The sequence below is a fragment of the Actinomycetospora chiangmaiensis DSM 45062 genome (genome assembly GCF_000379625.1).
Taxonomy (GTDB): Bacteria; Actinomycetota; Actinomycetes; order Mycobacteriales; family Pseudonocardiaceae; genus Actinomycetospora; species Actinomycetospora chiangmaiensis.
Map to the genome: position 1 here is coordinate 905,315 of NZ_KB903217.1, position 18,728 is coordinate 924,042.

At 72.6% G+C, this 18,728-nt stretch carries 16 protein-coding genes; 13 read left to right on the top strand and 3 right to left on the bottom strand.

From position 1 onward, the window contains the following. The first annotated feature begins 35 nt into the window (after positions 1-35). From metG to rsmA, 4 genes are all read left to right on the top strand, one after another. On the top strand, positions 36-1,832 hold the full coding sequence (gene metG / locus A3CO_RS0104600) for a methionine--tRNA ligase (protein WP_018331058.1): 1,797 nt from the start codon (positions 36-38) through the stop codon (positions 1,830-1,832). Then, positions 1,819-2,679, top strand: coding sequence for a TatD family hydrolase (locus tag A3CO_RS0104605; RefSeq protein ID WP_018331059.1), 861 nt, complete (start codon positions 1,819-1,821; stop codon positions 2,677-2,679). Before metG ends, A3CO_RS0104605 begins: the two co-directional genes overlap by 14 nt. Before the next feature lie 300 nt (positions 2,680-2,979). Continuing rightward, a complete protein-coding gene (locus A3CO_RS39925) occupies positions 2,980-4,482 on the top strand; it encodes a resuscitation-promoting factor (protein WP_018331060.1) in 1,503 nt (500 codons plus the stop codon). 145 nt (positions 4,483-4,627) lie between these two features. After that, positions 4,628-5,512, top strand: coding sequence for a 16S rRNA (adenine(1518)-N(6)/adenine(1519)-N(6))-dimethyltransferase RsmA (gene rsmA / locus A3CO_RS0104615; protein ID WP_018331061.1), 885 nt, complete (start codon positions 4,628-4,630; stop codon positions 5,510-5,512). 83 nt (positions 5,513-5,595) lie between these two features. On the opposite strand, the gene A3CO_RS0104620 is transcribed toward rsmA, so the two are convergent. Next, the gene (locus A3CO_RS0104620) at positions 5,596-6,585 is read right to left on the bottom strand and encodes a CNNM domain-containing protein (RefSeq protein WP_026204285.1); all 990 of its coding nucleotides are present in this window, start codon (positions 6,583-6,585) and stop codon (positions 5,596-5,598) included. Next, positions 6,582-7,994: a hemolysin family protein gene (locus tag A3CO_RS0104625; protein WP_018331063.1), complete on the bottom strand. Its 1,413-nt coding sequence runs from the start codon at positions 7,992-7,994 to the stop codon at positions 6,582-6,584. The genes A3CO_RS0104620 and A3CO_RS0104625 overlap by 4 nt, the downstream gene beginning before the upstream one ends. Before the next feature lie 189 nt (positions 7,995-8,183). On the opposite strand from A3CO_RS0104625, the gene A3CO_RS0104630 reads away from it, so the two are divergent. The 6 genes from A3CO_RS0104630 to A3CO_RS37835 all read left to right on the top strand — a co-directional run bounded on the left by A3CO_RS0104630 (position 8,184) and on the right by A3CO_RS37835 (position 15,970). Beyond that, positions 8,184-9,227 carry a 4-(cytidine 5'-diphospho)-2-C-methyl-D-erythritol kinase gene (locus tag A3CO_RS0104630; protein ID WP_018331064.1) on the top strand — a complete coding sequence of 348 codons (1,044 nt, stop codon included), beginning with the start codon at positions 8,184-8,186 and terminating at the stop codon, positions 9,225-9,227. Positions 9,228-9,236: 9 nt separating this feature from the next. Then, positions 9,237-11,027 (top strand): ABC-F family ATP-binding cassette domain-containing protein, encoded by a 1,791-nt coding sequence (locus A3CO_RS0104635; RefSeq protein WP_018331065.1) that lies wholly within the window; start codon positions 9,237-9,239, stop codon positions 11,025-11,027. 34 nt (positions 11,028-11,061) lie between these two features. Continuing rightward, the gene (locus A3CO_RS0104640; RefSeq protein WP_018331066.1) at positions 11,062-12,726 is read left to right on the top strand and encodes an FAD-binding dehydrogenase; all 1,665 of its coding nucleotides are present in this window, start codon (positions 11,062-11,064) and stop codon (positions 12,724-12,726) included. Positions 12,727-12,829: 103 nt separating this feature from the next. After that, a complete protein-coding gene (locus A3CO_RS30035; protein ID WP_018331067.1) occupies positions 12,830-13,927 on the top strand; it encodes a tyrosine-type recombinase/integrase in 1,098 nt (365 codons plus the stop codon). Between the two features lie 187 nt (positions 13,928-14,114). Further along, positions 14,115-15,251 (top strand): type I restriction endonuclease, encoded by a 1,137-nt coding sequence (locus A3CO_RS0104650; RefSeq protein ID WP_026204286.1) that lies wholly within the window; start codon positions 14,115-14,117, stop codon positions 15,249-15,251. A 398-nt stretch (positions 15,252-15,649) separates the two neighbouring features. Then, positions 15,650-15,970 (top strand): hypothetical protein, encoded by a 321-nt coding sequence (locus A3CO_RS37835; protein ID WP_157646973.1) that lies wholly within the window; start codon positions 15,650-15,652, stop codon positions 15,968-15,970. Between the two features lie 255 nt (positions 15,971-16,225). Here A3CO_RS37835 and A3CO_RS0104660 read toward each other — a convergent pair whose 3' ends face one another. Continuing rightward, on the bottom strand, positions 16,226-16,963 hold the full coding sequence (locus A3CO_RS0104660; protein ID WP_018331070.1) for a CPBP family intramembrane glutamic endopeptidase: 738 nt from the start codon (positions 16,961-16,963) through the stop codon (positions 16,226-16,228). A gap of 83 nt (positions 16,964-17,046) precedes the next feature. On the opposite strand from A3CO_RS0104660, the gene A3CO_RS37840 reads away from it, so the two are divergent. From A3CO_RS37840 to A3CO_RS0104680, 3 genes are all read left to right on the top strand, one after another. Then, positions 17,047-17,391, top strand: coding sequence for a hypothetical protein (locus A3CO_RS37840; protein ID WP_157646975.1), 345 nt, complete (start codon positions 17,047-17,049; stop codon positions 17,389-17,391). 193 nt (positions 17,392-17,584) lie between these two features. Then, positions 17,585-17,878, top strand: coding sequence for a DUF1330 domain-containing protein (locus A3CO_RS0104670; protein WP_018331072.1), 294 nt, complete (start codon positions 17,585-17,587; stop codon positions 17,876-17,878). A 658-nt stretch (positions 17,879-18,536) separates the two neighbouring features. Further along, on the top strand, positions 18,537-18,728 hold a 192-nt coding region (locus tag A3CO_RS0104680), incomplete at its 3' end, for a transposase (RefSeq protein ID WP_026204287.1).

Consider the following 18,728-nt stretch of genomic DNA (forward strand, 5'->3'; position numbering starts at 1 on the left):
GGGGACCCGGTGGCGCGCACCGGGAGAATGGACACATGAGCGAGTCCGTGCTGACCGCCGTCGCGTGGCCCTACGCGAACGGCCCCCGGCACATCGGCCACGTGTCCGGCTTCGGTGTGCCCTCCGACGTGTTCTCCCGCTACCAGCGGATGGTCGGCAACCGGGTGCTCATGGTGTCGGGCACCGACGAGCACGGGACCCCGATCCAGGTGCAGGCCGACGCCGAGGGGACCTCCCCGCGCGAGCTGGTCGACCGCTACTCGCGCGTGATCCAGGACGACCTGGTGGGCCTCGGGCTCTCCTACGACCTGTTCACCCGCACCTCGACCGACAACCACCACCGCGTCGTGCAGGACATGTTCCGCGCGCTGTGGCACAACGGGTACGTCTTCGGCGAGAAGACCCTCGGCGCGATCAGCCCGTCGACCGGGCGCACGCTGCCCGACCGCTACATCGAGGGCACCTGCCCGATCTGCGGCTACCCGAGCGCGCGCGGCGACCAGTGCGACAACTGCGGCAACCAGCTCGACCCGGCCGACCTGAAGAACCCACGCAGCCGCATCAACGGCGAGGTGCCCGAGTTCCGCGAGACCGAGCACCTCATGCTCGACCTGCCCGCGTTCTCCCAGTCGCTCGCGAGCTGGCTCGACACGCGGCGCAACTGGCGGCCGAACGTCCTCAACTTCAGCCGCAACCTGCTCGACGACCTGCGGCCGCGCGCGATCACCCGGGACCTCGACTGGGGCGTCAAGGTCCCGCTCGACGGCTGGCACGACGCGCCCATGAAGCGGTTCTACGTCTGGTTCGACGCGGTGATCGGTTACCTCTCGGCGTCGGTGGAGTGGGCGCAGCGCTCCGGCGACCCGGACGCCTGGAAGCAGTGGTGGTGCGACCCGGAGGCCAGCGCCTACTACTTCATGGGCAAGGACAACATCGTCTTCCACTCGCTCATCTGGCCCGCGCTGCTGCTCGGGCAGAACGGCGCGGGGGACAAGGGCGGTGAGCCGGGCGCCTTCGGCACGCTCAACCTCCCGACGGAGGTCGTCTCCAGCGAGTTCCTGACGATGTCCGGGTCCAAGTTCTCGACGAGCCGCGGTACCGTCATCTACGTCGGGGACTTCCTGCGCGAGTTCGGGCCGGACGCGCTGCGCTACTTCATCGCCGTCGCGGGCCCGGAGAACCAGGACACCGACTTCACCTGGGACGAGTTCGTCCGCCGCACCAACTTCGAGCTCGCCAACGAGTGGGGCAACCTCGTCAACCGCTCGGTGTCGATGGCGGCGAAGAACGTCGGCGCGATCCCGGAGCCGACGCGCCCGGAGGCGGCCGACGCCGAACTCCTCGCGCAGTCGCGGGCCGCGTTCACCACGGTCGGCGCGCACCTGCAGCGCTCCCGGTTCAAGGCCGCCTCGGGCGAGGCGATGCGGCTGGTGGGCGCCGCCAACGCCTACCTGTCGCACCAGGAGCCGTGGAAGCGCAAGGACGACCCGGAACGGCGCGACACGATCCTGCACACGGCGCTGCAGGTGGTGCAGGACGCGAACACCCTCCTGACGCCGTTCCTCCCGCACGCCGCGCAGAAGGTGCACGAGGCCCTCGGCGGCACCGGGGTGTGGGCGGCGCAGCCCGAGCGCGTCGAGGGCGAGACGACCGAGCTGGGCACCACCCACTCCGTGCTCACCGGCGACTACGCCCACGAGCAGGCGCGCTGGGAGTCGACGCCGATCCCGGTCGGGCGCCCGCTCTCCCGGCCCACGCCGCTGTTCGCGAAGCTCGACCCCTCGCTGGGGGAGACCGGCCCGTCCTGGGCGCCCATCCGTGCCCAAGGGTGACCGCAACGTCCCACCGCCCGTCCCGGAGCCGATCCGGGGCGGCGTGGTGGACGCCCACACCCACCTCGACGCGTGCGGGGCCACCGACCCGGAGACGCTCCGCGGAGTGCTCGACCGCGCCACCGCGGCGGGTGTCACGGCGATGGTGACGACGGCGGACGACCTCGCGTCCGCGCAGTGGGCCGCGTGGGCGGCCGGCACGGATGCGCGGGTCTTCGCGGCCGTCGGGCTGCACCCGACGCGGTCGAACGACCTCACCGATGCCGCCCGCGCAGAGCTGGAACGCCTCACGACGCTGCCCCGGGTGGTCGCGGTGGGGGAGTCCGGCCTCGACGACTACTGGACCACCCGCCGGGAGGACTGCGCGCCGCTGGACGTGCAGCGCGAGGCCTTCGCGTGGCACGTCGACCTGGCCAAGCGGTCCGGCCTCCCCCTCGTGGTCCACGACCGCGAGGCGCACGACGGCATCGTCGACGTGCTCCGCGCCGAGGGCGCCCCGGGGACCGTGGTGTTCCACTGCTTCTCCGGCGGCCCCGAGCTGGCCCGGATCTGCGCCGAGCGCGGCTGGCTCATGTCGTTCTCGGGCACCGCGACGTTCCGCAACGCGAACGCCGTCGACCTCCGCGAGGCGGCCGCCCACGCCCCCGCGGACCTCGTGCTGATCGAGACCGACGCCCCGTTCCTCACCCCGCACCCGTTCCGCGGTAGGCCGAACGAGCCGTACGTCGTCCCCCACACGGTCCGGGACCTCGCAGAGCTGCGTGACGAGCCGGTCGAGGAGCTCGCCGCTGCGTCCACCCGGAACGCCCAGCGGACTTTCCGACTGGCCGAACAGCCTCAACCGTGACCCTCCGTCGATCGAAGGTGCACGCGGTGACCGCGTTCGTCGTCGGCCACCTGCCGTTCGGCGCACCACGTTCGTGTCGGCTTGATGGTTTCGACACCCGGGTCGTTACCGTGCTGTGACTCGCCGGGATGGAACCAACCCCCGGCATCCGGGATGACCCGGAACCTTCCCCAGGGTTCCGGATCGGGGCACGGCCCGGATGCGGTTCCTGCCCGGAAGCACGGATGAAGCGGATTCTTCTGTGGCCGTACTGCGCTCCCCTCTCGCGCTGACCGCTGCTCACCCGGCGGCGGTCGCCCGATGAGCACCAACTCGACGCGCACCGCGCTCGCCGACTCCAGCACCGCCGACACCGGTTGGTTCGACGCTCTCGAGGAGAGCTGGACCGACGGCTGGGACGGGCTGAACGCGGGCACCGCCGAGTGGCAGGCCGGCCGTGGCGCCCCGCACGCCCCCCGTACTGGTCCGCTCCCCACCTGGGCCGATGACATCACCGGCCCGCTGCCGATCGCGGGGCCGGGCTGGGCAGGTCCCGGCTCCGCGACCGGCCGCACCACCGGGACGCTCGCCGTCCCGGACCTCGACGAGTGGAGCGACCTCGAGTCGCGCACCGGGCTGACCGGGTCCGGCACCACCGTCACCGCCGAGCCGACCCCGGCCGCCGCGCCGGCCGGGCTCGACCCCCGCACCTACCGCGAGCGCGACCTCACCGACACCGGCCGCTACTCGCTGGCCGTCAAGGGAGCGGTGGCCACGGCGCTGATCGCCGTCGCCGCCGGCGGCAGCACCGCGGTCGCGCTGGACAAGGAGGTCACGGTCACGGTCGACGGCGTCGACCAGGTCGTGCACACCTTCTCCGGCACCGTCGAGGGCGCCCTCGCCTCCGGGGACATCCAGGTCGGGCCCGCCGACCAGATGTCGCCCTCGCCGACCGCGAAGATCGCCGACGGCGACCACCTCGTCGTCAACCACTCGCGCCAGGTCAACCTCGTCGTCGACGGCAAGCCGATGTCGATCACGACGACGGCGACCACCGTCGCCGAGGCCCTCGGTCAGCTCGGGATGCCGACCCAGGCGCTCGCCGCGTCGGCGCCGCTCGGCACGCTGATCCCGACCGACGGCATGAACCTCGCCGTGCAGCTGCCGAAGAACGTCACCTTCACCGACGGTGGCGGCGCGCCCCAGCAGCTCTCGACGACCGCCTCCTCGGTCCAGGAGTTCCTGGCCCAGCGCGGCCTGCAGATGGGTCCGCTCGACACCGTCAACGCCGGCGGCCTCGTCAACGGCTCGACGATCACCATCGTCCGCAACGCCGTCACCCAGGTCACCGAGACCCAGCCGATCGCGCCGCCGATGCAGACGATCGACGACCCGACCATGAACGCCGGGACCACGGCGGTCGACCAGCCCGGTCAGGCCGGCGAGCAGGTCCAGACCTTCACGGTCAACACCACCAACGGCAAGGAGACCGGCCGGACCGCCATGGGCGCCCCGACCGTCACCAAGCAGGCCGTCGGCGGCGTCATGCGGCGCGGCACCAAGTCGACCGAGCCGGCCATCGGCAGCACGGCGAAGTGGGACCAGATCGCCCGCTGCGAGTCGGGCGGCGACTGGTCGATCAACACCGGCAACGGCTACTACGGCGGCATCCAGTTCGACCTCCAGACCTGGCGGGCCTACGGCGGCGGGCAGTACGCCGCGCGCCCCGACCTGGCCTCGAAGAACGAGCAGATCGCCGTCGCGGAGAAGGTGCGCGACGCGCGCGGCGGCTACGGCGCCTGGCCGGTCTGCGGCTCGAAGTAGCCCCGCGGGGTGCAAGCAATGCGTCACTGCTGGCACTGAGCGCCAGGGAAGCCACATCGACGGACGGGCCCCGGGATCTCCTGATCCCGGGGCCCGTCCGCGTTCCACCGGGTCCTGACGACGGGTGCCCGCGGCCCCTGGGATCATGGTCGGCGTGACCCCGGGGCCCGAACAGGGCGAGCGCAGCGACGGGGGAGTCGTCCGTCTGCTGGGCGCGGGCGAGATCCGGGCGCTGGCCACGGAGCTCGGCGTGCGACCCACGAAGAAGCTCGGCCAGAACTTCGTGCACGACGCCAACACGGTCCGGCGCATCGTCCGGCTGGCGGAACTCACCGCCGACGACGTCGTCCTCGAGGTCGGCCCCGGCCTTGGCTCCCTGACGCTCGCGCTGCTCGACGAGGCCGCCGCCGTGGTCGCCGTCGAGATCGACCCGGTGCTGGCCGACCGGCTCCCCGCCACGGCGACCGACCACGCCCCCGACCGCACCCTGCACGTCGTCGAGGCGGACGCGCTGCGCATCACCGTCGCGGACCTCCCCGCGGTGCCCACGGCCCTCGTCGCGAACCTGCCCTACAACGTCGCCGTGCCCGTGGTGCTGCACCTGCTCGCGGAACTGCCCTCGCTGCGCCGGGGCCTCGTGATGGTGCAGTCGGAGGTCGCCGACCGCCTCGCGGCCCGACCCGGCGAGGCCGCCTACGGGGCGCCCAGCGCGAAGCTCGCGTGGTACGCCGACGCGCGGCGCGCCGGCCCCGTCCCGCGCGGGGTGTTCTGGCCGGTCCCGGGCGTCGACTCGGCGCTCGTGGCCTTCGAGCGCCGCCCGGAGCCCGACGGGGACCGACGCGCCACCTTCGCCGTCGTCGACGCCGCCTTCGCGCAGCGCCGCAAGGGGCTGCGCGCCGCGCTGTCCGGGTGGGCCGGGTCGCCGGCCGAGGCCGAGCGGCGCCTGCGCGCGGCCGGGATCGACCCGACCACGCGGGGCGAGCAGCTCGACGTCACGCGCTTCGCCGCGCTCGCCGCGACCCCGTCCTGACGACGGGTCCGGCCGGACCCGTCGTCAGGACCGTGCGAGTGGCGCCGTCCTGACCTCGGGTGTCAGGACTGCGCCGCTGCTGATCACGCCGGCGCGGGCAGCAGCCGCCCGACGAGGTCGGAGAGCGTCAGCAGGCCGATCGAGCGCCCGTCGGACTCCACCAGCGCGAGGTGGGCCCGCTGCTCGCGCATCGTGATGACCGCGGCGTGCAGCAGGGTGTCCGCGTCGAGGTGCAGCACCGGACGCATCACCTCCCGCGCCGTGGTGGCCGACGGGCGGGTCAGTGTGTCGCGGACGTGCACGTAGCCCACCGGGCGCTCGCCGTCGGACACGACGAGCCGCAGGTGGCCGCTGTCGCGGGCGAGTGCCCGGACGGCGGCGACGTCGTCGTCGGCCGACACCCCGACGGGTTCCCGTGCGAGGTCGCGGAGCGGTGTGCGCTCGAGCTCCAGCGCGGCGAGCAGCTGGTCGCGGCGCTTCGCGTCGAGCGCGCCGGTCTCGGCGGAGTGGTCGACGAGCTCGCGCAGGTCGTCGGCGCTCCGCCCGCCCGCCATCTCGTCGACCGGCTCGACGCCGAGCGCCCGCAGGCAGCGGTTCGCGGCGCCGTTGAGCACCACGAGCAGCGGCCGGGTGATCACCATGAAGGCCCGCATCGGCAGCGCCAGCAGCATCGCCGAGCGCTCCGGGTGGGCGATGGCCCACGACTTCGGGGCCATCTCGCCGACCACGAGGTGCAGGAACGTCACGACGACGAGCGAGATCACGAAGGACGCGACCCCGGCCACGCCGGCGGGGACGCCCAAGCCGGTCAGCAGCGGGTCCAGGGCCTCGTCGACGGCGGGCTTGGTCACCGCGCCGAGACCGAGGACGCACAGCGTGATCCCGAGCTGCGACCCGGCGAGCAGCAGGGACAGGTCCCGGGCGCTGCGCAGGGCCGCGCGGGCGGACGCGCTGCGCGCCGCCTCCTCCTCGAGCCGGTAGGTCCGCGCTGCGACGAGCGCGAACTCGACGGCCACGAAGAACGCGGACGCGACGATCAGCAGGACCGACACGGCGATCGCCGTGGCGCTCATCGGGAGACCTCCGGAGCGGTGGAACCGGTGGGACCGGTGGAGCCGGCGGCCGGGACCCACTGCAGGTGGACCTCGGCGGGGACGCGCCGGTCGACGGTGCGCACGGTGGCGCGCAGCGTGCGGTCGGGCTCGTCGGGGTCGTCGTCGGAGAGGGTGACGACGACGGCGTCGCCCGGCTCGGGCAGCCGGGCCAGCTCCGCGACGACGAGGCCCGCGATGGTCTGGTACCCGCCCTCGGGGAGCTCCGCGTCGATGAGGCGGGACACCTCGTCGACGTGCTGGTCCCCGGGGACGACCCAGCCGTCCCCGGCGGTCCGCGCCCGGTCGGTGTCCGCGGCGTCGTGCTCGTCGGTGATCTCGCCGACGAGCTCCTCGGCGACGTCCTCCACGGTGATCACGCCCGCGAGGTCGCCGTACTCGTCGAGGACACAGGCAAGCTCGGCGTCCTCACCGCGCAGCTGCTCGAGCACCTGCGGCAGCGGCAGCGTCGAGGGCACGAGGACCGGGGCGCGCATGAGGTCGGCGACGGGCGCGTCGGGCGAGCCGGTCCAGGCGAGCACGTCGCGCAGGCAGACCACGCCGACGAGGTCGGGGGCCGAGCCGGCCCCGCCGTCGGAGACCTCGGGCGGCGTGCCGAGCACCGGGTAGCGGGAGTGGCCGCCGGACATGAGCCGCGTCAGGTGGGCGACCGTGTCGTCGGCGCGGACCCAGGACACACGCGGGCGGGGGATCATCGCGGCGCGGGCGGTGCGCTCGGAGAAGTCCACCGACCGGTCGAGCAGCGCGGCGAGCTCGGGGCGCAGGTCCCCGGAGTCGCGCGAGTCGTCGATGATGGCCTCGAGGTCGCGGGGCGTGGCCGAGTGCTCGACGTCGTGCACGGGCTCGACGCGCAACGCCGTGAGCAGCAGGTTCGAGGCGGCGTCGAAGAGGCGGATCAGCCACCCGAACAGGCCGAGGTAGACCGTCGTCGAGACGGCGAGCGCGCGGGCCACCGGCTCGGGGCGGGCGATCGCGAGGTTCTTCGGGAACAGCTCGCCGAACACCATCTGCACCACGGTGGAGAGCAGCAGCGCGAACACGGTGCCGATGACCACGCCCACCGCGGTGGGTACGCCGGCGCCGCCGAGCAGCGCGCCGACGCCGTCGCCGATGAGGGGCTCGGCCACGTAGCCGACCAGCAGGCCGGTGACGGTGATGCCGAGCTGGGCGCCGGAGAGCATGAAGGACGTGCGGCGGGTGATGTCGAGCGCGCGCACGGCGCCGGCGTCCCCCTCGGCGGCGCGGGCCCGCAGCCGGGCGCGGTCGACGGCCATGTAGCCGAACTCCTGCGCCACGAAGTACCCGGTGGCGGCGGTGATGAGGACGACCACCACCACGCCGAGCAGGATGCCGAGGATCGTCGTGATCATCGGGGGGCCACCACCTGGTCGGCTCGACCGGTGGTGTCAGGACTGTGACTGGGGTCCATGGCTCCTCGCCTCGGGGACTGCCTGGGGATCTCGCGGCCTCGAACCCACCAACGTGTGTCCGGTTCGAGAGGTTCCCGGGGTGGGCCGGTCGTGGACGACCGGTCGAGGGCCCTTCCGTACCCTGGACGGGTGCTCTCCGCCGTCGGGCCCCCGGTGACCGTCCGTGTCCCGGCCAAGATCAACCTCCACCTCGCGGTGGGCGACCTGCGCGCCGACGGCTACCACGACCTCGTCACCGTCTTCCAGGCGTTGAACCTCTTCGACGAGATCTCGGTGGTCTCGACGCACGCCGGGCGCGCGGTGGACCGGATCGGCACCGGGGCTCCCGGGGTGGAGCTGCTGGGCGACGTCACCGACGCCGAGCGCGACGCCGTCCCGCTCGACCCGTCGAACCTCGCCTGGAGGGCGGCGGTGGCGCTGGCCGAGGTCGCGGACCGGGAGCCCGACGTCCGGATCGGCATCCGCAAGTCGATCCCGGTGGCGGGCGGGATGGCCGGCGGCAGCGCCGACGCCGCCGGGACACTGCTCGCCCTCTCCACCCTCTGGCGGCTGGACCTCGGCCGCGAGGCGCTGATGGAGGTCGCGGCCGGCGTCGGCAGCGACGTCGCCTTCGCGCTGCACGGCGGCACCGCCCTCGGGACCGGGCGCGGCGAGAACCTCGTGCCCGTCCTCTCCCGCCACACGTTCCACTGGGTGGTCGCGCTCTCCGACCACGGGCTGTCGACGCCGACGGTGTTCGGCGAGCTCGACCGGCTCCGCGCCGCCGCCACCCCCGAGAGCCCGGTCCGTCGGGTCGGTGACGTCGAGCCGGTCCTCGAGGCCGTCGCGTCGGGCGAGGCGCGCTCGCTCGCGCTGCTGCTCGGCAACGACCTGCAGGCGGCGGCGGTCAGCCTCGACCCGGGGCTCCGGCGGACGCTGCGCGCCGGCGTGGCGGCCGGTGCCCTCGCCGGGGTGGTGTCCGGCTCCGGGCCGACCTGCGTGTTCCTGTGCGCCGACGGTCCCGACGCCGTCCGGGTCGCCGCCGAGCTCGCCGGGGCCGGGGTGTGCCGCACGGTGCGCGTCGCCCACGGACCGGTGCCCGGGGCCCGCGTCACCGACGGCGACCCGGCCCGCCCACCCCGCGGCCCCGGCGGCCCGCCCGCGTCCGATCCCGGCCCGAACATGTACGCCTGAAAGGCTGCTGTGCCCAACCTCGTCAACCTCGAGAACGTCGCCATCTCGTTCGGCGGCCCGAAGCCCGTGCTCGACGGCGTGTCCCTCGGCGTCGAGACCGGCGACCGCGTCGGCGTCGTCGGCCGCAACGGCGGGGGCAAGTCGACGCTGATCTCGATCCTCGCCGGGCGCCTCCTTCCCGACGACGGGCGCGTCAGCCCGGTGCGCGGGCTGCGGATGGCGTCGGTGACCCAGCAGTCGCAGCCGAGCGGCGCGACCATCCGCGCGTCGGTGCTCGGCGGCGAGGTGCCCGACCACGAGTGGGCCGCCGACGCGCGCTCCCGCACCGTCATCGAGGGTCTGCGGCCCGGGGGCGATCGCGGGCTCGACGCCTCGGTGGAGGGCCTGTCCGGTGGCGAGCGGCAGCGGATCGCGCTCGCCGCGGCGCTCGTGCAGGACCTCGACCTGCTCGTCCTCGACGAGCCGACCAACCACCTCGACGTCGAGGGCGTGCGGTGGCTCGCCGAGCACCTGCTCGCCCGCCGCACCGCGCTCGTCGTCGTGACGCACGACCGCTGGTTCCTCGACACCGTCGCCTCGCGGACCTGGGAGGTCGTCGACGGGCACGTCGAGCAGTACGAGGGCGGCTACAACGACTGGATCTACGCCCGCGCCGAGCGGTCCCGGCTCGCCGACGCCGCCGAGCAGCGTCGTCGCAACCTCGCCCGCAAGGAACTGGCCTGGCTGCGGCGCGGCCCGCCCGCCCGGACGTCCAAGCCGAAGTACCGCATCGAGGCCGCCGAGGCGCTGATCGCCGACGTGCCCGAGCCGCGGAACTCGGTCGAGCTGGTGACGATGGCCCGCCACCGGCTCGGGCGCACCGTCATCGAGCTCGAGGACGTCTCCCTCACCGTCCCGTCGGATCCGCCGCGCACGATCGTCGACCGGCAGACCTGGCGGATCGGCCCGGGCGACCGGGTCGGCATCGTCGGGATCAACGGCTCGGGCAAGACGACGCTGCTCAAGACCCTGGCCGGGGAGCGGGTTCCCGACGCCGGGTCGCGCGTCCAGGGCACGACGGTGCGCCTCGCGCATCTGTCGCAGGACCTGTCGGACCTGCCGCTGCACCGCCGCGTGCTGCAGGCGGTGGAGGACGTCGCGGAGCGCGTGTACATCGGGGGCCGGGAGCACACGGCGTCGGCGCTGGCCGAGCGCTTCGGGTTCACGGCCGCGCAGCAGTGGACGCCGGTCGGTGACCTCTCCGGTGGCGAGCGGCGCCGGCTGCAGCTGGTGCGCCTGCTCATGACCGAGCCGAACGTGCTCATGCTCGACGAGCCCACCAACGACCTCGACGTGGACACCCTGCAGCAGCTCGAGGACATCCTCGACGGCTGGGCGGGCACGCTCGTCGTCGTCAGCCACGACCGCTACCTCACCGAGCGGGTGTGCGACCGGGTGGTCGCGCTGTTCGGCGACGGCCGGATCACCGACCTCCCGGGCGGCATCGAGGAGTACCTCCGTCGTCGGGACCAGCAGCTCGCCGTGGCACCCGCCGCGCGGCCGGTGGCGTCGTCGTCCTCCTCGTCGGGAGCGGCCGGTGCCGGCGGCTCGGAGGCCGACAAGCGGGCCGCCCGGAAGGAGATCCAGCGCCTCGAGCGCCGGATCGAGAAGCTGGACACCCGCGAGAAGCAGCTGCACACGCTGCTCGCGGACGCCGCGAACGACCCGACGCGGCTGCTCGACCTCGACACCGAGCTCCGGGCCCTCATCGCCGAGCGCGAGCAGCTCGAGGAGGCCTGGCTCGAGGCCAGCGTCGACTGACCCGTTCCCGACGTGGAAGGACGATGATCGACCCATGGACGCAGACGTCATCGTCGTCGGGGCCGGCCTGGCCGGGCTCGTGGCCACCGCGGAGCTCGCCGACGCGGGCCGCCGGGTGATCCTGCTCGACCAGGAGCCCGAGGCCTCGTTGGGCGGGCAGGCGTTCTGGTCGTTCGGCGGGCTGTTCCTGGTCGACTCGCCCGAGCAGCGCCGCCTCGGGGTGAAGGACTCGGTCGACCTGGCGTGGCAGGACTGGCTCGGCTCGGCGGAGTTCGACCGTGACGAGGGCGCGCACGGCGAGGACCACTGGGGCCGGCGGTGGGCGCGGGCCTACGTCGAGTTCGCCGCGGGGGAGAAGCGGTCCTGGCTGCACCAGCAGGGGATGCGCTGGTTTCCCGTCGTCGGGTGGGCCGAGCGCGGCGGCTACGGTGCGACCGGGCACGGCAACTCGGTGCCCCGCTTCCACGTCACGTGGGGCACCGGCCCCGGGGTCGTCGAGCCGTTCGAGCGCCGGGTCCGCGCGGCGGTCGAGCGGGGCCGGGTCGAGCTGCGGTTCCGGCACCGGGTCGACCGGCTCACCGTGACCGGCGGCGCCGTCGACGGCGTGGTCGGTCGCGTCCTCGAACCCAGCGCCGTACTGCGCGGGCAGTCCAGCTCCCGCGCCGAGGTCGGCGACTTCGAGCTGCACGCCCCGGCGGTCCTCGTCACGTCGGGTGGGATCGGCGGCAACCACGACCTCGTCCGTAAGTTCTGGCCGGAGCGACTCGGTGGTGCGCCGCGGTCGATGATCTCGGGCGTCCCTGCGCACGTCGACGGGCGCATGCTCGACATCGCCGGCGACGCCGGGGCCCGCCTGGTCAACCGCGACCGGATGTGGCACTACACCGAGGGCCTCGTGGACTGGGACCCGATCTGGCCGATGCACGGCATCCGCATCCTGCCGGGGCCGTCGTCGCTGTGGCTCGACGCGACCGGTCACCGCCTGCCCGTGCCGCTCTACCCGGGCTTCGACACGCTCGGCACGCTCGCCCACCTGCGCACCACCGGGCACGACCACTCCTGGTTCGTCCTCACCCAGAAGATCATCGAGCGGGAGTTCGCGCTCTCGGGGTCCGAGCAGAACCCCGACCTCACCGGCAAGGACCTGCGCATGACGCTGAGCCGGGTCCTGCCCGGCGCTCCCGCCCCGGTGGAGGCGTTCAAGCAGAAGGGCGAGGACTTCGTCGTCGCCGAGAACCTGCGCGACCTCGTCGACGGGATGAACAAGCTGACCGACACGCCGCTGCTGGACTACCAGCAGGTCGAGCGGGAGGTCGTCGCCCGCGACCGCGAGATGGCGAACTCGTTCACCAAGGACGCGCAGATCAACGCCATCCACGGGGCGCGGCGCTACCTCGGGGACCGGCTCGCCCGCGTCGCCACGCCGCACCGGCTGCTCGACCCGAAGGCCGGCCCGCTCATCGCCACCCGGCTCAGCATCCTCACCCGCAAGAGCCTCGGCGGGCTGCAGACCGACCTGTCGGGCCAGGTGCAGCAGCCCGACGGCTCCCCGCTGCGCGGCCTTTACGCCGCCGGCGAGGCGGCCGGATTCGGTGGCGGCGGCGTCCACGGGTACCGGTCCCTCGAGGGCACCTTCCTCGGCGGCTGCATCTTCTCCGGACGCCAGGCCGGACGGGCTCTCGCGGCGATCACCGCCTGAGGCTGAACGCGGTCGCGGGCCAACCGTGCACAACCGCCGTATCTGCCCGGTTGACGCGGCGCGCCTCTTCGACGGCGTCGTTCGCGGCTGAGAGGCTGCTCCGATGACCGCGGCGGAGCTCTCTCAGGATGCTTCCGGGGAGCTCGTCGAGCATCGCGACGAGCTCACCGCGCGGGCGGAGTCCTACGCGCGCGGCGCTCGGGCGGCGAACACCTGGTCGGCCTACGAGCGGCAGTGGCGCCGCTTTGAGATGTGGTGCGCATCGGTGGGTGATCGGGCGCTGCCGGCGGATCCGCTGACCGTCGCGCGGTTCCTGGCCGATCTGGCCCCGGTCTGGCGCCCGGCCACCCCGGCGGATCCTTCGAGCGCCGTGGTGGCGGGGCAGGTGTGTCAGCGGGAGGGCCTGCGACCGGGCACGTTGTCGGGGTATCTGGCGGCGATCTCGGTGGTGCACCAGACCGCGCAGCTCGACAACCCCGTTCAGGCCGAAGCGGTCCGCCGGACCATCACCGGTATCCGCCGCCACCCCGGCGTCGCCCCGACCCGCCGTCGCGCCGCCGCGCGGCGTGAACCGCTGGTCGAAGTGCTGCGGCTGCTGCGCCCCGAGGAGGTGTTGGCGGACGCCCGCGACCACGCCCTGCTGCTGGTCGGGTGGAAGGCGGCGTTGCGCACCGATGACCTCGCCCGGCTGCAGATGGCCGATCTGCATCCCTCCGAGCAGGGCCTCTCGGTGTACCTGGCCCGCTCCAAGACCGACCAGCACGGCGCCGGCGTCACCGTCGGCATCGCCGCACCGTCCTCCGAGGCCGCGGTGGGGGAGGGGAGCGGTGAATCGACGCTGCTCGACGCCGGCGCTGCCTGGACTCGCTGGCGGGATCTGCTCGGCTCCCACGGCATCCTCGAAGGCCCCGCCTGGCGTGGCGTCGACCGCTACGGCCGCCGCCCCCGCGCCAGCGGCCTACACCGCAACTCCATCGCCGAGATCATCAAACGCCGCGCCAATGCCGCCGGGCTCGAGGACGCCGACCTGTGGGGCGGGCACAGCCTGCGACGCGGGTTCGCCACCGAAGCCATCGCCGCCGGCGTCCCCGAACGCGACGTCCAACGCCACGGCCGCTGGCGCTCCCGCGCCTCCATGGACCCCTACATCGACGCCGCCCGCACCTTCGACCCCACCAACCCCACCCACTGGCTCACTTGATGGGCCGACTTCGCGAGCACGGACCCGCGGCTCCTACCTTTCGCCCGGGTGGAGCAATAATCGCGCTTATCGCCCATTTGCCACCGGAGAGCGCCGTCGAGGGGGCTAACGCCCCGTTCGTGTGGTTCGACGTCACCGACTGAGATCTTCGGCGACCGGTCGGGATGTCGTGGCCTGGGGGGCGTTCATGGGAATCAGTGATCGGGTGGCGGAGCTGACCGCGAAGCTGGCGTCGCAGCGCGGGGCGATCGAGACCGAGGAGGCGACGAAGAACGCCTTCGTGATGCCGTTCATCGGCCAGGTCCTGGGCTACGACGTGTTCAACCCGTCCGAGGTCATCCCGGAGTTCACCGCCGACGTCGGCACGAAGAAGGGCGAGAAGATCGACTACGCCCTCGTGCACGGCGGCGCGGTGCAGATGCTGATCGAGGCCAAGAAGGTCACCGAGCCGCTGCGCCTCGAGCACGCCTCCCAGCTCTACCGGTACTTCGCTGTCACCAACGCCCGCGTCGCGATCCTGACCAACGGACAGGTGTGGGAGTTCTACACCGACCTCGACGAGCCGAACCGGATGGACACCAAGCCGTTCCTGGTGCTCGACCTGGCCGCGGTCGACCGGACCCTGCTCCCCGAGCTCGCGAAGCTCACCCGCGAATCGTTCGACCTCGACTCTGTCATCAGCGCCGCCGGCGAGCTCAAGTACATCGGGGCCATCAAGCGCGAGCTGGCCGCCGAGTTCCGCGAGCCCTCCGAGGACTGGGTGCGCTTCCTCGGGGTCCGCGTCTTCAGCGGCAAGAACTTCACCCGCCAGGTCCGCGAGCAGTTCGCGCCGCTGGTCGAGAAGGCCGCCAACCAGTTCCTCAACGAGAAGGTCAACGAGCGGCTCAAGACCGCACTCGGCCCGGAAGCCGTGCTCGACACGAACCCCGTTGCCGAGCCGCGCCAGCCTGCGCCTACCGCAGCCCCTGAGGCGGCCTCAGGGGCGATCGCGCCCGACAACGATCCGGCGGGCGAGATCGTGACGACCGAGGAGGAGCTCGAGGGCTTCCGGATCGTGCGAGCAATCGTCTGTAGCGAGGTCGCTGCCGCTCGGGTCGTGTCCCGTGACGCCAAAACCTACTTCGGGGTGCTGCTCGACGACAACAACCGCAAGCCCATCGCCCGGCTCTGGTTTAACCGCTCCCAGCGCTATCTCGGCGTGTTCGACGAGAACAAGGCCGAGACCCGCCTCCCGATCACTGACGTCACCGACATCTACCAGCACGCCGACCAGCTACGGAAGACCGTGGCGTCCTACCTGGCGCGCACCGGGACCTCCGCGTAGCCGACTTCCGATCACGCGACGTCTTCCTCGCCGACTTCACCGCGTCCAGCACGGCAAGACGACCATCCGCAAAGCGGCTTCGAGGAGGCGAGCAGATGTCACAGCCCAGGGATGACCGCGGTAGGTACTCACGTAAGTGGGGGCCATTCCTCGTCGCCGGAACCATTGGCCTTTCGGCCGCCGTCGGTGTCGGAGCCGAGGGCACTGGGGCGAGCACAGGAAGTGCCTCCGCCGCCGACGCGGCGCTGACCGAGCAGGCCTCCGTCAGCGTCCGGTCAGCGAGGACCACGAAGCAGAAGTCGAGCAGGACCCGCGCCCGACTGGCGCTCCGAAACCCAACCGCGAAGGTGACAGCACAAGCGGAGACTTCCGACTGCGCCGAGCTCGCGACCGGCGCCGTGAAGCAGTACCTCGAGACCCACCGCTGCCAGGGCCTTCAGCGGGCAACGTTCAGCGTGTCCTACGACCGCGACGGCGCCGTCGTGGCGGTCGCCTGGATCGAGATGCGTTCGGCGAAAGACGCGCAACAGCTCAAGGAGATCCTGGACTCACCTGGCACTGGCAGCATCCGCCCGCTCGAAACTCGCATCACCCTCACCGGGCAGCACTACGACTCCGACATCAACGGCACTTTGGTGACCACTGCCGAAGCTGAACCTCTCGCTGGATCAGTCGCTGCGCGTTTGCTCAAGGAGGCCGCTGCACAGGCTGCGGGTTGACGAATTTGACACCTCTGCATATTTCGACTTCATCGACAACCCTCAAGAAGGCGCCTCGAGTGAAACGCCTGCTTTGGTGCGCCTGGAACCGTAGAGTGCACACCGACGCCAGCAGTGGCATGGCGGAGCTCGGTCGCGCTCCCCGGCTGACATAACGGGCGGCCTCGGAATGACAGCGGTCGTAGATCCCGATTCCCTAAGGGAATCAGGCGGTCCCGCCTGAAATCCTGGGGGGGGGGGGACGTTGTCGACCGTTCAGCTCCCAGTGCCGAGGAGAACGCCGATACCGACCGCGAGGACGTTGTTCATCGCGTGGGCGGTGACGCCGGGCCAGATCGAGCGGCTGCGGCGCAGCAGTTCGGCGTTGATCAGGCCCACGATCAGAGCGGTGGCCGCGGCGAGATTGGCTCCGTGGACGGCGGCGAAGATGACGGCGCTGCCCACCACCGCGCCGCCGCGTCCGTAGCGCAGCAGCGCGGTGGTGACCACCCCACGGAACAGCAACTCCTCCCTGAGCGGGGTCAGGACGGCGAGGAAGACCAGCGAGAGCACCAGGGGGACCGGTCCGGCGCGGCCGGTGTCGGTGTAGACCGCCTGCACGTCGTCCGGGGTCCCGATCACGACGATGTAGAGCGCGGTGAGCAGGCGCGCGAGCACGAAGGCGAGCAGGCCGCCGGCGACCCCCATCGCGATCCATCGCCACGACGCGCCACGCACATGGAAGGCGGCGGAACGTCGCACCCGGATCAAGCGGGCGACCAGGAAGCCGACCATGCCCGCGACGCCCGACCACGCGGCGACGACGAGGCCGTCGAGCACGGGAGCGAGCCCGAGCCGCCCGACCAGCGGGAGCCTGACGTAGGCGAGCAGCAGGAAGACCGCAACACCGCCGACGACTTCGAGCCAACCGGGACCAGGCGGGTCGTCGGCGCTGGGATCGGTCGTGGTGGGGCTGCCCGTGTGGCCAGGCCGGTCAGGGACGGAAGCGGTCATCGGGAGACTCCATTGAGCGGTGTAACATGCCGTGGCTTCAGGAAGAGCAGACACCGTGCCGCAGCGGCACACGCAAGGTGCCCGTGGGGCCGATCACCAGGGCGACGTCATCAAGACCATGCGCGCCGCTGGGCGAGAGGCAGCCCAACGGAGGCGTCAACAGCAGCGGGGCGGGCATCGGTGAGCCACCCCGACACCGACCAGGCGAAGACCAGCGGCTGCTCGAATACGAGGTCCCGAGCGAGCTGCACACCTACAACGGCCGCGGCCACACCTTCGACGTCGCACCCGCTCTGTGCCGACTCTGCGCCGCGGTCACGGAGTCCTTCCTCGTCCGCAACGTCGTCGACCCCGCCGCGGACGCCGCCGACGCCGCGCAGTACGCCTTCCCACCCCGCCGACGTGGCCGGCACGCCGGCGAGAGCTGACATGACCTGAGGACCAGGACCTCCCGACAGAGATCAGCAGGTCCCCGTCGCGGATCCCGGCAGTCGGGCGCCACGAAACGAGACCGCTATCGTCGGGCCGCTGCCGATCCGTGCTTGTCGCGGGCCGCGCGGCGGATCGGCCCGGACCTCGGCCGATTTGATGTGACCCGTCCATCCGACATCGGGGGTCCCTGTGCCGAAGGCCTACTGGGTCAGCGTCTATCGCTCCATCTCCGACCCTGACAAGTTGAGTGCGTACAACCAGCTGGCCGCCCCGGCCGTGAAGGCCGCGGGTGGTCGGACCTTCGTTCGCGGGGGCAGGGTCGAGGCGTACGACGCCGGCATCGCGGAGCGGACCATTCTGGTCGAGTTCGACAGCTTCGAGCAGGCGGTCGCGGCCCGCGAGAGCGAGGCCTACCGGGAGGCGCTGACTGCGCTGTCGGACGGAGTGGAGCGCGACTTCCGCATCGTGGAGGGCATCGACTGACGAGGCCGCACCGCGACCACGGGGTACGACGCCACGTCTCGTCGGCTTCCCCGTGGGCCCGCGGCGGGGGCCCACACTTTTCGGTGGCCGTGTGCGCCGTGGGGGTGTGTTGCCGGCGCTCCAGCTCCGTCCCGCCCGACGCCAAGGTCGCGCTGAACCTCTTCTCGGCGAATCGGGACCACTCCCGGTTCGAGCGCGCCGACGAGTTCGATTCCGCTCGGGAACGCAATCCGCACCTGACCTTCGGGCACGGCCCCCAAGTCAGGCCCCTCGCCGTCGCCGCTGCAACACCGCCCCGGCGCAGATCCGCGTCGGGGCGGTGAGCAGGGTCTGAGCGAGCAGGCAGGCCCCCTGGGAGAAGCCGAGGACGACGATCCGGTCGGCTGGCCATCCCTCGCGGGCGTCGCCCGGGCGCGGAACCGGATGCCGGCCCGGGGACACTCCTGGTGGCAGGACGGTTCTCGTGGGGAAGGCCGGGGGGCTCATGGCAGGGCAAGCCGAGCGGGGTGCCGGCGGTTCTGTGGGGCCGCACCTGGTGCGCTGGTCGTGGATCGCCGCCTCGGCGCTCGGCGCCGCCACCCTGGCCGTGTTGTTCTACGACGCCACTGAAGCGCCCCGGCTGTGGTGGAGGCTCTGATCCCACGGGAAGGTGGGGGTCGTGCCGGCGCCGAGGAAGTTCACTGAGGAGATGCGGGAGCGGGCGAAGCGGATGGTCCGCGAGGCCCGCCAGCAGGAGCCGGGGTTGTCGGTCAACGCGGCGTGCAAGCGGATCGGGCCGCAGCTCGGTATCACCCCGGACACCCTGCGGGGCTGGTTCCGCCAAGCCCAGGTCGACGACGGCGAGGCCCCG

Bases quoted from the DNA above. Each gene is read 5' to 3' on its own strand.
- metG (WP_018331058.1), top strand. From the start codon at position 36: ATGAGCGAGTCCGTGCTGACCGCCGTCGCGTGGCCCTACGCGAACGGC.
- A3CO_RS39925 (WP_018331060.1), top strand. From the start codon at position 2,980: ATGAGCACCAACTCGACGCGCACCGCGCTCGCCGACTCCAGCACCGCC.
- rsmA (WP_018331061.1), top strand. From the start codon at position 4,628: ATGGTCGGCGTGACCCCGGGGCCCGAACAGGGCGAGCGCAGCGACGGG.
- A3CO_RS0104620 (WP_026204285.1), bottom strand. From the start codon at position 6,585: ATGAGCGCCACGGCGATCGCCGTGTCGGTCCTGCTGATCGTCGCGTCC.
- A3CO_RS0104625 (WP_018331063.1), bottom strand. From the start codon at position 7,994: ATGATCACGACGATCCTCGGCATCCTGCTCGGCGTGGTGGTGGTCGTC.
- A3CO_RS0104640 (WP_018331066.1), top strand. From the start codon at position 11,062: ATGGACGCAGACGTCATCGTCGTCGGGGCCGGCCTGGCCGGGCTCGTG.
- A3CO_RS30035 (WP_018331067.1), top strand. From the start codon at position 12,830: ATGACCGCGGCGGAGCTCTCTCAGGATGCTTCCGGGGAGCTCGTCGAG.
- A3CO_RS0104650 (WP_026204286.1), top strand. From the start codon at position 14,115: ATGGGAATCAGTGATCGGGTGGCGGAGCTGACCGCGAAGCTGGCGTCG.
- A3CO_RS0104660 (WP_018331070.1), bottom strand. From the start codon at position 16,963: ATGACCGCTTCCGTCCCTGACCGGCCTGGCCACACGGGCAGCCCCACC.